We start from the raw sequence: 13320 nt of genomic DNA, 5'->3' as shown, positions 1-13320 counted from the left end.
GGCCGCCGCCTCTCGACACGACAAGGACATCGACATGCTCAAGACCCTGCGCCGCCTGGTCGACCGCCACCGCCACGCCCATGGCCAGTATGGCTGGCTGTTCCGCCCCTATACGGGGGAGGAGCTGGTGGCGCTGGCCGTGCAGTCGACCGGCGGCGACGTGCGCAGCGCCGAGCCGCTGGCGATCGCCGCGGTGCGCCTGCGCGGCGATCGGGTGCTGACCAGCGAGTCGCTGGAGCTGCGGCTGACGCGCCCGGAAGGCGTGGACGCCGAGGTGCTGCGGCGTCACGGCCTGCGCGGCATCGATCTCGACGACGGCGTGACGCTCGACCAGGCCCTGGCGCGGCTGCTCGACTTCGTCGGCAATCGCCCGCTGGTCGGCTGGCGGCTGGATCGCGACCTGGCGTTGCTGAACCGCCCGCTGCGCGCCCGATTCGGCTTCGACCTGCCCAATGCCGGCATCGACCTGGTCCAGCGTTACCAGCGTTACCATCATCATTCGCGGCTCGAGGTGGCACCGGCCTTCGAGCGGGTCGCCGCGCAGCTCGAGGTGCCGCTGATGGGGCGCCACAGCGTGCTGGGCACCGCCGTGACCACGGCCCTGATGCACCTGCGGCTGGACCGCGACGCGCTGCTCGAGCGCCGCAGCGGCTGAACGCGCGCCACGTCGCCAGCCTGGCGGCAGGGTGGTAGGATAGGCGCCCTTTCCCTTTCCCCGATTGCCCTGGCAGCGCCCCGACCATGCAAGATGCCGTGACCTTCGATCCCCGTCCCGCCGATGAGGCCGCTTCGGCCGAGCCGTCGACCCTGTCCGCCGAGGCGCCCGACGCCAAGGCCAAGCGCGAGTTCAACAAGCTGCAGAAGCGGCTGCGGCGCCAGGTCGGCAACGCCATCATCGACTTCGACATGATCCGCGAGGGTGACAAGGTGATGGTGTGCCTGTCCGGCGGCAAGGACAGCTACACCATGCTGGAGATCCTGCGGAATCTGCAGCGCAACGCGCCGGTGAACTTCTCGCTGGTGGCGGTGAACCTCGACCAGAAGCAGCCCGGCTTCCCCGAGCATGTGCTGCCCGAGTACCTGGACGGGCTCGGCGTCGATTACCATATCCTCGAGCGCGACACCTACTCGGTGGTCAAGGAGAAGACCCCGGAAGGCAAGACCACCTGCGCGCTGTGCTCGCGGCTGCGCCGCGGCTCCCTCTATGGCTATGCCGAGGAGATCGGTGCCACCAAGATCGCGCTCGGTCATCATCGCGAGGACATCCTCGAGACGCTGTTCCTCAACATGTTCTTCGGCGGCAGCCTCAAGTCGATGCCGCCCAAGCTGCTCTCCGACGACGGCAAGAACATCGTCATCCGCCCGCTGGCCTACTGCCGCGAGGCCGACATCGCCGAGTTCTCGGAGCGCATGGCCTTCCCGATCATCCCCTGCAACCTGTGCGGCTCGCAGCCCAACCTGCAGCGCCAAGTGGTCAAGGAAATGCTGGCCGAGTGGGAGGCCAAGCATCCCGGCCGTCTGGAAAGCATGTTCAAGGCGGTCACCAACGTCGCCCCCTCGCAGCTGGCCGACCGCGAGCTGTTCGACTTCGCCGGGCTGGAGGACAAGCAGGCGAAGATGCAGGCCGACCGCATCGATCTGCATAACGAGTGAGTAGCGCCTAGCGGCAAGCGCCCGGCTGCTCAGTAACGGGCGGCAGATGTCGAGGAAGCCAATGAGAAACCCACGGGACGTCGAGTCCTGTGGGTTTCTTCGTTGACGTCAGGAATGGCCATGACATCATCCTGCCGCGCTTGGCGCTTGGCGCTTGGCGCTTGGCGCTTGGCGCTTGGCGCTGTCAGCGGCAGCCCTCTTCCTCGGCCAGCTCGGCCAGGGCGTCCAGGTCGAGGATGTTCACCTCGCGGCCGGAGACGGCCACCAGGCCCTGCTGCTGGAAGCGGCCCAGGATGCGGCTGACGGTTTCCACGGCCAGCCCCAGGTAGTTGCCGATGTCGGCCCGGGACATGGAGAGCCGGAAGCTGTAGGCGGAGTAGCCGCGGCGCCGGAAGCGGTCGGAGAGGCTGGCGAAGAAGGTGGCCAGCCGCTGGTCGGCGGTCTTGCGCGACAGCAGGCGCATCATGCGGCGGTCGTCGCGCATTTCCTTGCTCATGCTGCGGTAGAGCTGGGCGCGCAGCTCCGGCAGGCTTTCCGACAGGGCATCCAGGCGATCGAAGGGGATCTCGCACACGGTGGTGGTCTCGAGCGCGATGACCGAGCCGGGATAGGTCGACTCGTCGATGCCGTCCAGCCCCACCAGTTCGCTGGGCAGATAGAAGTTGGTCAGCTGATCCATGCCGCCGCCTTCGCTGGTGATCTGCTTGAGGCTGCCGGAGCGAACCGCATAGACGCTGGTGAAGGGGCTGCCCTGACGGAACAGCGACTCGCCCTTCTTGAGCGGCGGACGGCGGCGGATGATGGCATCGAACTGATCGATGTCCTCGAGTTCGAGGGCCAGGGGCAGGCACAGGGAACTCAGGCTGCAGGTCCGGCAGCGGGTCTCGTGCAGCAGTGAGCGGCGCCTGCCGGCTGCGATATCGGGCATGCTGTCCTCCTTGATCGGGGCTTGCCTTCCCCATTATGGCGGATAGCACCCGCCCGGGCATAGCATCCCTTAGCCGTGTCCCGCGCCCGAACGGCGGCAGCGCGACCAGTGCCCCGATGCGGTGGCCAGTCGCCCCTCATCCAGCGCCGCGGCATAGTCCTCGGCCGAGCCGGCGTTGCAGGCCACGGCGTCGGGCAGCCGCGAGATGGCACCGGGGCCAAGCCCCAGCCGGTCGCGGGCCTGCTCGCGTCGCGTCTGCGCCCTGGCGTCCTCCAGCGCGGCGCCGTGGCGGGCGTAGAACCCGCCTCCCAGCGACCGATAGCCGTTTCCGGCCAGGCGGTCCTCGATCCGAGCCAGCAGCGTCGCCGGCAGCGTCGACTCGCCCTCCTGCCAAGCGGGGTCCGGGCGCAGCGAGAGGCGTGGCGGCGTCATGGTCATCAGCGTGGCGAGCGCCGCGGCGGCCTCCTGCTCGGGCGTCGCCGGCGGCACGATCAGCACCAGGTTCAGCGAGTGCCAGCCCATGCGGACGCTCTCGTCGAGCAGCGGCTCGATGCGTGACTGCAGCCGCGTCAGGGCTTCCGGGCGGTCGGCCCTCGGCAGGCGCATGACCAGCTTCAGGCGGTTGAAGCCCAGTGCCTCCAGATGGCGCAGGGTGAGAAGATCCGTGGCACGGGGATCGAGTTCGACGGTGAAGTCGCGCCAATGTCCCGATTCGAAGGGAAAGCGCGAGGCCAGCCGATCGACCAGCCCGCTCATCCGCGACAGGCTCAGCCAGGGGGGCAGGCTGCCGCCCCAGTGCAGGGCCTCGATCCGTCGATCGGGGGCGAGGCAGCGTCGCACCAGCACCATCTCGCGATCCAGTCGGGCCAGGTCGACTTCGAACGGGTCCATGCCCTTGGCGTGATCGACGCGCGCGTCGCCATCGTGGCGCAGCGGCAGGCGCAGATGCAGCGACAGGGGACGGGCGTCGGCGTTGCTGGCGGCCAGCGCCGCGGCGTAGTCGTCGGCGCCGAAGTCGGAAGGAGCGGTGACGGGCATGGCAGGATTCCGGGAGTGCATGCCATCAGGCTAGCGGTCGCGGAAGCGGGCGGTGTTGCGCTGGGTCAAGCGCGACGGCGAAAGCGGTTCAGTGCTGCCCGGCGTGGCCGGCCTCGTGGGGCATCGCGCCCGGCCACAGCCCCCACAGCTGCCACAGGGCGAAGCCGATGATCGTCAGTGCCGCCAGGGTGCGGGTGGCCGGGTGGCGGATCAGGCCGCCCAGCCGACGCGCGGCCAGGCCGGTGGCCAGCAGCGCCGGCAGGGTGCCGAGTCCGAAGGCGCCCATCAGCGCCGCGCCGCGCAGCGGATCGGCGCTGGCCAGGCTCCAGGTCAGCATCGAGTAGACCAGTCCGCAGGGCAGCCAGCCCCAGACGGCGCCCAGGGCCATCGCCTGGGGCACCGTCACGACCGGCATCAGTCGCCGTCCGAGGGGCTCCAGGCGGCGCCACAGGCGCTTGCCGAGGGCCTCCAGCCTCAACAGCCCCTTCCACCAGTCGGCGATGTAGAGCGCCATCAGGATCAGCATCGTCGCGGCCAGCACCTGCAGCGCCAGGCGCACCCCGGGGGCCAGCCCGACCAGGGTGCCGAGCCCGGCGGCCAGGGCGCCCGCGAGCACGTAGCTGGCGATGCGCCCCAGGTTGTAGCCCAGCAGCAGGCCGCCGAGCCGGACCGGATGGCGCAGGCTGGGCGGCACGGCGAAACTCAGGGCGCTCATGATGCCGCCGCACATACCGATGCAGTGGGCGCCGCCGAGCAGGCCGAAGACGAAGGCCGCGGCCAGCGGTGGCAGGTCGAGTCCGGTGGGGTTCATCGGGCGTCCTTGTCGCTGTCCTTGTCCCGGGTTCGGTCACGGTCGGGGGCGGCGTTCGGCTCGCCCGCATCGTGCGCTGGGCCTGGCCCTTGCGGCGGGTCGTCATCGTCGAACAGGATGCGATGCGCAGGGCCTTCCAGGTCCTCGAACTGGTCGTGGCGCACGGCCCAGAAGAAGGCCCAGACGGCCAGGCCGAGCAGGATCAGCGACAGCGGTATCAGCAGGTAGAGAATGCTCATGATGCCTCCCGGGCGAGGGTATTCTCGGCGCGCCGCTGGCGGGCCAGCCTCAGGGCATTGGCGACCACCACCAGCGAACTCGCCGACATGCCCAGCGCCGCCAGCCAGGGGGGCACCCAGCCCAGCGCCGCCGGGGGCAGGGCCAGCAGGTTGTAGGCCAGCGCCCAGCCCAGGTTCTGGCGGATGATGCGCCGCGTGGCGCGGCCGACGTCGAGCGCTTCGACCAGCCGCCCGAGATGGGGGCCGAGCAGCACGGCGTCGGCCCGGGTGCGGGCCAGGTCGGTGGCCGCGTTCATGGCGAAGGCGATGTCGGCGCCGGCCAGCACCGGGATGTCGTTGATGCCGTCGCCGACCATGGCCACCCGCTGGCCCTCGGCCTGGCAGTCGCGCAGCCGAGCGAGCTTGTCCTCGGGGCTCGCGCCGGCGCGCCACTCGGCGATGCCCAGTCGCTCGGCCAGTGCCCGGGTGGGCCCCTCGGCGTCGCCGGACAGCAGTTCCACCGCGATGCCTCGCGCCGCCAGGGCGGCGACGGTGGTGGCGGCATCTTCCCGAGGCTGGTCGCCCAGGGCGAACCAGGCCCGTGGCTCGCCGTCCTCGGCCAGCAGCAGCCAGTGGCCGATCTCGGCACCGCTGTCCGGATTCGTCGGCACTCGGTCCGGGGCCGCGAAGTCGGGCCGGCCGAGCCGCCAGGGACGGCCGTCGATCTCGCCGGCGAGGCCCAGGCCGGGGCGGGCGGTGACGTCGCGGGCACTGATGCCGGCGCGGCGATGGGGGCGAAAGGCGCGGGCGATGGGATGCTCGGAATGGGCCTCCAGGGCCGCGGCCAGCGCGGTGAGACGCTCGGGGTCGTGTTCCGCCAGCGGCACGGTGCGCTCCAGCCGCATCTCGCCTTGGGTCAGGGTGCCGGTCTTGTCGAAGATCATCCGGTCGAGGCGCGGCAGGGTCTCCAGGGCGTCGGCACGGGTCAGCAGCACGCCGCGGCGGTAGAGCCTGCCGTGGGCGGCGGTCAGGGCGGCGGGCGTGGCCAGCGCCAGGGCGCAGGGACAGCTGACCACCAGCACCGAGAGGGTCACCCAGAAGGCCCGCTCGGGGTCGACGAATGACCAGACCCATCCGGTGGCGGCGGCGATCAGCAGCACCTGGATCACGAAGTGATGGGCCAGCCGGGCCGCCCGGCGCGCGACGGGCGGGCGTTCGGCGAAGGCGCGGTCGGTGAGGTCGAGCAGCCGCGCCGCCCGGGCATCCCGTCCGGCATGGGTCACCCGCACCGTCAGCGGGCTTTCGACGTTGTGGCTGCCGCCGGTCACGGTGTCGCCCACGCCGCGCGTCACCGGCAGCGCCTCTCCGGTGAGCATCGATTCGTCGAGGCTGGAGGCGCCCTGTTCGATCACGCCGTCGGCGGGCACGCCGTGGCCGGGCCTGACCAGCACCCGGTCGCCCGCGACCAGTTCGCTGGCGGGCAGGAGGCGCTCCTCGCCGTGCTCGCCGAGGCGGATCGCCGACAGCGGCAGGATCTCGGTCAGGGCGTTGCCGCGGCGCCCGCTGCGCCGCCGGGCGCGCACCTCCAGGAAACGGCCGAACAGCAGGAAGAAGGTGAACATGGCCGCGGAGTCGAAGTAGACGTCGCCATGGCCGACGAGCAGCGCCCAGGTGCTGGCGAGGTAGGCGCCGGCGATGGCCAGCGACACCGGCACGTCCATGCCCAGCTGTCGGTTGCGCAGGTCGCGCCGCGCTCCGGCGAAGAACGGCTGGGCCGAGTAGAGCACCACCGGCGTGGTCAGGGCGAAGGCCAGCCAGTGGAAGAGGGTATCGAAGTCGGCGCCCAGGCCGCCGTCGCCGGCCACGTAGAAGGGGATCGAGAACATCGCCACCTGCATCATGCCGACCCCGGCGACGATCAGCCGGCGCACCTGGCGGCGTTCCTCGCGCTGCAGGCGTCGTTGGGCCTCGTCGGGCTCATAGGGCTGGGCCGGGTAGCCGATGGCGGCCAGTTCGGCGAGCAGCCGCGAGAAGGCGATGCGCTGCGGGTCCCAGGCGACGCGGACGCGGTGGTGGGTGAGATCGACGGCGCTGGCGCTGACGCCGTCGAGGGCGTTGAGGCGATGCTCGATCAGCCAGGCGCAGGCGGCGCAGGTGATGCCCTCCACCGCCAGGGTGGCGTGCACACCCTCATCGTCGGCATGCACGAAGCGCCGCTGCAGGCCAGGGTCGTCGAACAGTGCCCAGGTCTCGGCCTGGGCGGTCCGGCGCTCGTCGGGCCGTGTCGGCAGCTCGCTTCGGAAGCGGTAGTAGCCGGCCAGGCCGCCGTCGACGATGGCGTGGGCCACCGCCTCGCAGCCGGGGCAGCACAGCGGGTGTTCGGCGTCGTCGAGGGTGATCGTCCAGGGGGCGTCCTGTGGAACCCGGGCGCCGCAGTGATAGCAGGCGGCGCGCTCGACGGGCGCGGTGGCGGTGGTCGCGGTCATGGTGCCGCTCAGTCTCCGGGCGCCAGGACGATCTCGGCCTCGGCGGGGAAGCGGGCCTCGCCGGTGAGGCGCCAGGCGGGCTCGCTGCCGTCGCCGGGTTCCAGGTGCAGGTACCAGCGGTGGCGCAGGGGCGTCTCGAGCATGGTGACGTAGCGGCCGGCGCGCACGTGCTCGAGCGTCAGCCGCCGGTCGCGCTCGCTTTCGGTGGGAAAGATCAGCTTCAGGGTCAGCCGCTCCGGGCGCGACTCCCCGGTCAGGTCGACCACCAGGTCGCCGGTGGCCGGGTCGGCGTTCAGGGCAGCCGAGAGCCCCAGCGTGCGGGCCTGTTCCTGCTTGGCGATCTGCTCGTTGATGGCCAGGCCTTCCTTGTAATAGTCCTCCGCCACGGTGCCGTCGAAGTAGTGGATCGAGAGGGCCAGGTAGACCAGGCTGAAGCTGACCGAGGCCCCCAGCAGGCCGATCATGAACCAGGGCCAGAACTGCTTGTACCAAGGGGCGATGGGCGGTTGTTCTGCCGTCATCAGCGGGTGTCTCCTATGAAGCGGCCGTCGCGCTCGAGGGCGATGTCGGGGGCGTCGACGGCTTCCAGGCGCAGCCGGATCTCGTGACTGGGGCGCTGGAGGGCGTCGGGCGGGGCGGTGACTTCCACCACCAGCCGGCGCGACTCGCCGGCGGGCACGCTGACGCGTCGGGTGTCGAGGGTCAGCCCCTCCAGGCCCGTGGCGGCGAGCCGGTAGGCGTGGTCCTCGCGGTCCAGGTTGCGCACCGTCAGGGTATAGACGTTACGGATTCTGCCGTCGTCGGTCATCTGAAACAGCTGCTGGCGGCCGCGCTCCACCTCGAAGCCCAGCGGGATGCGGTCGCTGACCGTCCAGGCGAACAGGCCGATCATCACCAGCAGCACGGCCAGGTAGCCGAGCAGGCGCGGACGCAGCAGATGCGACGGCTTGCCCTCGAGGGCGTTCTCGGTGGTGTAGCGGATCAGTCCGCGGGGATAGCCCATGCGGTCCATGACGCTGTCGCAGGCGTCGATGCAGGCCGCGCAGGTGATGCATTCGTACTGCAAGCCGTCGCGGATGTCGATGCCGGTGGGGCAGACCTGCACGCACAGCTCGCAGTCGATGCAGTCGCCGTGGCCGGCTTCCCGAGCCTCGTCGTGGCTGAGGCGCTTCCTGCGCGGGCCGCGCGGTTCGCCCCGGGCGGCGTCGTAGGAGACGATCAGGGTGTTGGCGTCGAACATCACCGACTGGAAGCGGGCGTAGGGGCACATGTAGATGCACACCTGCTCGCGCAGCCAGCCGGCGTTGAGGTAGGTGAACAGGGTGAAGAAGCCGACCCAGAAGTAGGACCAGCCGTGGGCCTCGAGGGTCGGGAGTTCCATCACCAGGTCGCGAATCGGCGTGAAGTAGCCGACGAAGGTCAGACCGGTGGCGGCGGCGATGACCAGCCAGATGGCGTGCTTGGCGAGCTTGCGGCGCAGCTTGTCGGCGCTCCAGCCGTGCCGGTCGAGCCGGATGCGACGGTTGCGCGGCCCTTCGGTGCGATGTTCCACCCAGATGAACAGGAAGGTCCAGACGCTCTGCGGGCAGGTGTAGCCGCACCAGACGCGGCCGGCGAACACGGTGATGAAGAACAGCCCGAAGGCGCAGATGATCAGCAGCCAGGAGAGCAGCATGAACTCCTGGGGATAGAAGGTGGCGGCGAAGATGTGGAACTCGCGGCCTGGCAGGTCGAACCACACCGCCGGGCGGTCGCCCCAGGGAATCCACGGGATCAGGAAGTAGGCCAGCATCAGCGCCCAGTTGGCGCTGCGCCGCAGGCGCTGGAAGACGCCCTTGATCTCGCGCACGTAGAGGTGCCGGCGGCGGGCGTACATCGCCTGGCTGACGGTGTCGCCGGCGTCGGTGATGTCGCGGTGGGGAATCTTGTCGCTCATGGCGGTTTCTCGACAGGCGGCCTGTGCATCGATGGCGGCGGCGGGGTGGGTCCGCCGCCGGGGCTCAGTCGCGTCGGCTGAGGCCGTACACGTAGGCGGCCACCAGGTGGACCTTGTCCTCCCCGATGTAGGCGGCCTGGGCCGGCATGTGGCCGTTGCGGCCGTTGCGCAGGGTCTGGCGGATGGACGCCTCCAGCGGCTGGCCGGGCTGGCGATAGAGCCAGGCGTCATCGGTCAGGTTCGGCGCGCCGAGGGCCTGGTTGCCGGTGCCGTCGGGGGCGTGGCAGGCCGCGCACACCGAGGCGAACAGCGCCTCGCCCTGTTCGGCGCGCTGCGGGTCCTCGGCCTGGCCGGACAGCGACAGCACGTACTGGGTGAGGCGTCCGATGTTGTCCTCGCCGAGCTGCTGCCAGGCGGGCATCAGACCGTTGCGCCCGTTGGTGAGGCTGGTCACGATGGCCTCGGGCGTGCCGCCGTAGAGCCAGGCGTCGTCGGTCAGGTCGGGAAAGCCGTAGCCGCCCTGGGCATTGGCGCCGTGACAGATGGCGCAGTTGTTGAGGAACAGGCGTTCGGCAACCTGCATGGCCTCGGCGTCCTGGGCCAGCGCCGGGATCGGGACCTGCTGGTACTGCTCGAAGATCGGCGCGTAGCGCTCCTCCGCCCGGGCCACCTCGGCTTCCCACTGGCCTTCCTGGGTCCAGCCCAGCAGGCCGGCGAAGTTGCCGAGGCCGGGGTAGAGCAGCAGATAGCCGAGCGCGAAGATCACCGTGCCGACGTAGAGCTGGAACCACCAGCGCGGCAGCGGGTTGTCGTATTCCTCGATCTCGTCGGCCGCGTGGCCGGTGGTCTCGACGTTGCCCTCGGCGTCGGCGACCTTGTCGGTCTTGCGATTGGCGAACAGCAGCCAGGCGCTGATGACGATGGTGCCCAGCGTGATGACGATGATCCAGACGCTCCAGAAGCCGGGCAGGACGTCATTCCATAATGAGCTCATGAGTCACGGTCTCCCTGTTCTTGACGAGCCTGATCCCGCCGGGCGTCGTCCCGGTGGGCGCCGGTGTCGCGGGCCGAGTGCTCGTCGTCGTCGGCGAAGGGCAGGTTGGCCGCTTCGTCGAAGTCCGGCTTGCGCCGCTTGGAATAAGCCCAGCAGACCAGGCCGATGAAGCCGATCAGCAGCAGGCCGGTGATGATGCCGCGTAGCGTTCCCATATCCATGTCAGCGGGTGTCCTTGAGCACGGTGCCGAGCTGTTGCAGGTAGGCCACCAGGGCGGTGATCTCGCGCTCGCCGCGTACCGCGTCACGGGCGCCGGCGATCTGCTCGTCGCTGTAGGGCACGCCCAGGGTGCGCATGGCGCGCATCTTGTCGGCGATGGATTCGCCGTCGAGAACGTTCTCGAACAGCCAGGGGTAGGCCGGCATGATCGATTCCGGCACCACGTCGCGGGGGTTGTAGAGGTGCGCGCGATGCCAGTCGTCGCTGTAGCGGCCGCCGACCCGGGCCAGATCCGGGCCGGTGCGCTTGGAGCCCCACAGGAAATTGTGCTCGTAGACCGACTCGCCGGCCACGCTGTAGTGGCCGTAGCGCTCGGTCTCGGCGCGGAAGGGGCGGATCATCTGCGAGTGGCAGCCCACGCAGCCCTCGCGGCGGTAAATGTCGCGGCCGGCCAGCTCGAGCGGTTCCAGCGGCTCGAGCCCTTCCACCGGCTCGGTGGTCTGCTTCTGGAAGAACAGCGGCACGACCTCGGCCAGGCCGCCGAAGCTGATCACCACCAGCACCAGCACGGCGAGCAGGCCCACGTTCTTTTCGACGATCTCGTGTCTCATGGCAGTCTTCTCGTTCCCTGTTGTCTCAGGCGGCGGCCTGGGGCTGCGGCTGCTGGAGGCTCTGCTGGCGGCGCACGGTCATGAAGACGTTGAAGGCCATGATCAGCATGCCGACGACCCAGCACAGCCCGCCGACGGTGCGCACGACATAGCCCGCGCCGCTGGCCTCGACGGACTCGATGAAGGTGTACATCAGGGTGCCGTCGGGATTCACCGCGCGCCACATCAGGCCCTGCAGGATGCCGTTGACCCACATGGCGGCGATGTAGAGCACGGTGCCGACGGTGGCCAGCCAGAAGTGCACGGCGATCAGCGACACCGAGTACATCTCGGTGCGGCCGTAGAGCCGCGGGATCAGGTGGTACATGGAGCCGATGGTGATCATCGCGACCCAGCCCAAGGCGCCGGCATGGACGTGACCGATGGTCCAGTCGGTGTAGTGGGAGAGGGCGTTCACGGTCTTCACCGCCATCATCGGCCCCTCGAAGGTCGACATGCCGTAGAACGACAGTGCCACCACCAGGAAACGCAGGGTGGGATCGGTGCGCAGCTTATGCCAGGCGCCGGAAAGGGTCATCATGCCGTTGATCATGCCGCCCCAGGAGGGCGCCAGCAGGATGATCGACATCACCATGCCCAGCGACTGTGCCCAGTTGGGCAGGGCGGTGTAGTGCAGATGGTGAGGGCCGGCCCACATGTAGATCATGATCAGGGCCCAGAAGTGGACGATCGACAGCCGATAGGAGTACACCGGACGCTCGGCCTGCTTGGGCACGAAGTAGTACATCATGCCCAGGAAACCGGCGGTCAGGAAGAAGCCCACCGCGTTGTGTCCGTACCACCATTGGGTCATGGCATCCACGGCGCCGGCGTAGATCGAGATGGAGTACATGGCCGAGACCGGCAGCGCCGCGTTGTTGACGATGTGCAGCACCGCCACGGTGAGGATGAAGGCGGCGTAGAACCAGTTGGCGACATAGATGTGCGAGGTTCGGCGCTTCTTGATGGTGCCGAGGAAGACGATGGCGTAGGCGATCCAGACCACCGCGATCAAAAGGCTGATCGGCCATTCCAGCTCGGCGTATTCCTTGGTGGTGGTGTAGCCCATGGGCAGCGTCACCACCGCCGAGACGATCACCGCCTGCCAGCCCCAGAAGGTGAAGGCGGCCAGCCGGTCCGATATCAGGCGCGTCTGGCAGGTTCGCTGCACCACGTAGTAGGAGGTGGCGAACAGCGCCGAGCCGCCGAAGGCGAAGATCACGGCGTTGGTGTGCAGCGGGCGAAGGCGGCCGAAGCTGGTCCAGGGCAGTCCCAGGTTCAGTTCCGGCCAGACCAGCTGGGCGGCGATCGTGACACCGAGGACCATGCCCACGATGCCCCAGACAACGGTCATGATCGCGAACTGTCGCACGACCTTGTAGTTGTAGGTGGGGTGTTCCAGTGCTGTGCTCATGTCGGGTTCCATCGAACGCGTTGGAGGGAGTCGCGCTTGGGCAGCAGTCTAGCTCAAGGCTTTCGCCCACATGATGATGACGGTCAAGTCGGGAGCGGGCGGCGTGTCGATCTTGCGCTGCCGCCTGGCGTGAACCGTCGTTCTTGTATGTTATACGGCCAGATTAAATGTATTCATTAAGTGTATACAATGAGTGAGTTCAGAAAAAGTTTCCATCTCGACGCCCTCGGGCCGCTGGACGTCACCGGCGAGGCGCGCCATGGCCAGCTGCTGCTGGCGCACGGTGCCGGCGCCGGCCAGGACGCGATGTTCATGCAACGCCTGAGAGCGGCGCTGGCCGAGCGGGGCGTGCAGACCCTGGCCTTCGAGTTCGCCTATATGCAGCGCATGCGCGAAGAGGGACGGCGTCGGCCGCCGCCGCGGGTCGAGCGGCTGGTCGACGAGTACGCCGCCTGGCGCGATGGCGTACGGCATCTTGCTTCGGGGCCGCTGTGGCTGGGCGGCAAGTCCATGGGCGGCCGGGTGGCCAGCCTGCTGGCGGCCCGCGACGGCGCCGATGGCCTGGCGCTCTGCGGCTATCCCTTCCACCCGCCGCGCAAGCCCGAGTCGCTGCGTCTCGATCACTGGCCGAGCCTGGCCTGCCCGACGCTGGTGGTGCAGGGCACGCGGGATCCCTTCGGCACTCGCGAGGAGGTGGCGCAATATGCGCTGCCCGCCGGCGTCGAGCTGCACTGGCTGGAGGACGGCGAGCATGACTGGAAGCCACGTCGAGCCTCGGGACGCGATCAGGCCGCCCTGATCGCCGAGGGGGCGACGGCCATCGCCGAGGCCATGGCGCGGGATGCGTCCGGGGACCGATAGCGGCCAAGTGGATGAATGGCCTGCCGTTCTGCGCCGCCCGTTCGCCACGGGGATGAAAAAACGCGTTGACAATGAACGCAGTTTCCGTAGAATGCAGCGCCATGTGACCGG

14 protein-coding genes are annotated in these 13320 nt (G+C 69.4%); 3 read left to right on the top strand and 11 right to left on the bottom strand.

Annotation, left to right across the window (positions count from 1 at the left end; translation table 11 throughout):
* Positions 1–34: 34 nt before the first annotated feature.
* Positions 35–655 (top strand): DNA polymerase III subunit epsilon, encoded by a 621-nt coding sequence (locus C9J49_RS03975; RefSeq protein WP_046078234.1) that lies wholly within the window; start codon positions 35–37, stop codon positions 653–655.
* A gap of 86 nt (positions 656–741) precedes the next feature.
* The gene (ttcA, locus tag C9J49_RS03970) at positions 742–1653 is read left to right on the top strand and encodes a tRNA 2-thiocytidine(32) synthetase TtcA (protein WP_107181525.1); all 912 of its coding nucleotides are present in this window, start codon (positions 742–744) and stop codon (positions 1651–1653) included.
* A 184-nt stretch (positions 1654–1837) separates the two neighbouring features.
* Here the strand turns inward: ttcA and fnr are convergent, their stop codons facing one another.
* The 11 genes from fnr to ccoN all read right to left on the bottom strand — a co-directional run bounded on the left by fnr (position 1838) and on the right by ccoN (position 12348).
* A complete protein-coding gene (fnr, locus tag C9J49_RS03965) occupies positions 1838–2581 on the bottom strand; it encodes a fumarate/nitrate reduction transcriptional regulator Fnr (RefSeq protein WP_052052526.1) in 744 nt (247 codons plus the stop codon).
* 69 nt (positions 2582–2650) lie between these two features.
* Positions 2651–3619, bottom strand: coding sequence for a hypothetical protein (locus C9J49_RS03960; protein ID WP_111382295.1), 969 nt, complete (start codon positions 3617–3619; stop codon positions 2651–2653).
* Between the two features lie 88 nt (positions 3620–3707).
* On the bottom strand, positions 3708–4430 hold the full coding sequence (locus C9J49_RS03955; protein WP_046078230.1) for a sulfite exporter TauE/SafE family protein: 723 nt from the start codon (positions 4428–4430) through the stop codon (positions 3708–3710).
* On the bottom strand, positions 4427–4669 hold the full coding sequence (ccoS, locus tag C9J49_RS03950) for a cbb3-type cytochrome oxidase assembly protein CcoS (RefSeq protein WP_035597469.1): 243 nt from the start codon (positions 4667–4669) through the stop codon (positions 4427–4429). The genes C9J49_RS03955 and ccoS overlap by 4 nt, the downstream gene beginning before the upstream one ends.
* Complete coding sequence (locus C9J49_RS03945) at positions 4666–7134, bottom strand: heavy metal translocating P-type ATPase (protein ID WP_107181950.1); 2469 nt, start codon at positions 7132–7134, stop codon at positions 4666–4668. The genes ccoS and C9J49_RS03945 overlap by 4 nt, the downstream gene beginning before the upstream one ends.
* Positions 7135–7142: 8 nt before the next feature.
* Entirely contained in the window at positions 7143–7655 is a 513-nt protein-coding gene (locus tag C9J49_RS03940; protein WP_046078227.1) for a FixH family protein, read from the bottom strand.
* On the bottom strand, positions 7655–9070 hold the full coding sequence (gene ccoG, locus C9J49_RS03935) for a cytochrome c oxidase accessory protein CcoG (RefSeq protein ID WP_107181949.1): 1416 nt from the start codon (positions 9068–9070) through the stop codon (positions 7655–7657). The genes C9J49_RS03940 and ccoG overlap by 1 nt, the downstream gene beginning before the upstream one ends.
* A 64-nt stretch (positions 9071–9134) precedes the next feature.
* Positions 9135–10064, bottom strand: coding sequence for a cytochrome-c oxidase, cbb3-type subunit III (gene ccoP / locus C9J49_RS03930; RefSeq protein WP_035597460.1), 930 nt, complete (start codon positions 10062–10064; stop codon positions 9135–9137).
* Positions 10061–10285: a cbb3-type cytochrome c oxidase subunit 3 gene (locus C9J49_RS03925; protein ID WP_107181948.1), complete on the bottom strand. Its 225-nt coding sequence runs from the start codon at positions 10283–10285 to the stop codon at positions 10061–10063. The genes ccoP and C9J49_RS03925 overlap by 4 nt, the downstream gene beginning before the upstream one ends.
* A gap of 1 nt (position 10286) precedes the next feature.
* Positions 10287–10895 (bottom strand): cytochrome-c oxidase, cbb3-type subunit II, encoded by a 609-nt coding sequence (ccoO, locus tag C9J49_RS03920; RefSeq protein ID WP_035597451.1) that lies wholly within the window; start codon positions 10893–10895, stop codon positions 10287–10289.
* A gap of 25 nt (positions 10896–10920) precedes the next feature.
* Positions 10921–12348, bottom strand: coding sequence for a cytochrome-c oxidase, cbb3-type subunit I (gene ccoN, locus C9J49_RS03915; protein ID WP_035597448.1), 1428 nt, complete (start codon positions 12346–12348; stop codon positions 10921–10923).
* 189 nt (positions 12349–12537) lie between these two features.
* On the opposite strand from ccoN, the gene C9J49_RS03910 reads away from it, so the two are divergent.
* The gene (locus tag C9J49_RS03910) at positions 12538–13209 is read left to right on the top strand and encodes an alpha/beta family hydrolase (RefSeq protein ID WP_035597445.1); all 672 of its coding nucleotides are present in this window, start codon (positions 12538–12540) and stop codon (positions 13207–13209) included.
* The last annotated feature ends 111 nt before the right edge of the window (positions 13210–13320 follow it).

The sequence above is a fragment of the Halomonas sp. SL1 genome (assembly GCF_003030865.2).
Lineage (GTDB): Bacteria > Pseudomonadota > Gammaproteobacteria > Pseudomonadales > Halomonadaceae > Halomonas > Halomonas halophila.
This window is presented reverse-complemented; position numbering and strand designations above follow the sequence as displayed.

Bases quoted from the DNA above. Each gene is read 5' to 3' on its own strand.
- C9J49_RS03945 (WP_107181950.1), bottom strand. From the start codon at position 7,134: ATGACCGCGACCACCGCCACCGCGCCCGTCGAGCGCGCCGCCTGCTAT.
- fnr (WP_052052526.1), bottom strand. From the start codon at position 2,581: ATGCCCGATATCGCAGCCGGCAGGCGCCGCTCACTGCTGCACGAGACC.
- C9J49_RS03940 (WP_046078227.1), bottom strand. From the start codon at position 7,655: ATGACGGCAGAACAACCGCCCATCGCCCCTTGGTACAAGCAGTTCTGG.
- ccoS (WP_035597469.1), bottom strand. From the start codon at position 4,669: ATGAGCATTCTCTACCTGCTGATACCGCTGTCGCTGATCCTGCTCGGC.
- ccoG (WP_107181949.1), bottom strand. From the start codon at position 9,070: ATGAGCGACAAGATTCCCCACCGCGACATCACCGACGCCGGCGACACC.
- ttcA (WP_107181525.1), top strand. From the start codon at position 742: ATGCAAGATGCCGTGACCTTCGATCCCCGTCCCGCCGATGAGGCCGCT.
- ccoN (WP_035597448.1), bottom strand. From the start codon at position 12,348: ATGAGCACAGCACTGGAACACCCCACCTACAACTACAAGGTCGTGCGA.
- C9J49_RS03960 (WP_111382295.1), bottom strand. From the start codon at position 3,619: ATGCCCGTCACCGCTCCTTCCGACTTCGGCGCCGACGACTACGCCGCG.
- ccoO (WP_035597451.1), bottom strand. From the start codon at position 10,895: ATGAGACACGAGATCGTCGAAAAGAACGTGGGCCTGCTCGCCGTGCTG.
- ccoP (WP_035597460.1), bottom strand. From the start codon at position 10,064: ATGAGCTCATTATGGAATGACGTCCTGCCCGGCTTCTGGAGCGTCTGG.
- C9J49_RS03910 (WP_035597445.1), top strand. From the start codon at position 12,538: ATGAGTGAGTTCAGAAAAAGTTTCCATCTCGACGCCCTCGGGCCGCTG.
- C9J49_RS03925 (WP_107181948.1), bottom strand. From the start codon at position 10,285: ATGGATATGGGAACGCTACGCGGCATCATCACCGGCCTGCTGCTGATC.
- C9J49_RS03975 (WP_046078234.1), top strand. From the start codon at position 35: ATGCTCAAGACCCTGCGCCGCCTGGTCGACCGCCACCGCCACGCCCAT.
- C9J49_RS03955 (WP_046078230.1), bottom strand. From the start codon at position 4,430: ATGAACCCCACCGGACTCGACCTGCCACCGCTGGCCGCGGCCTTCGTC.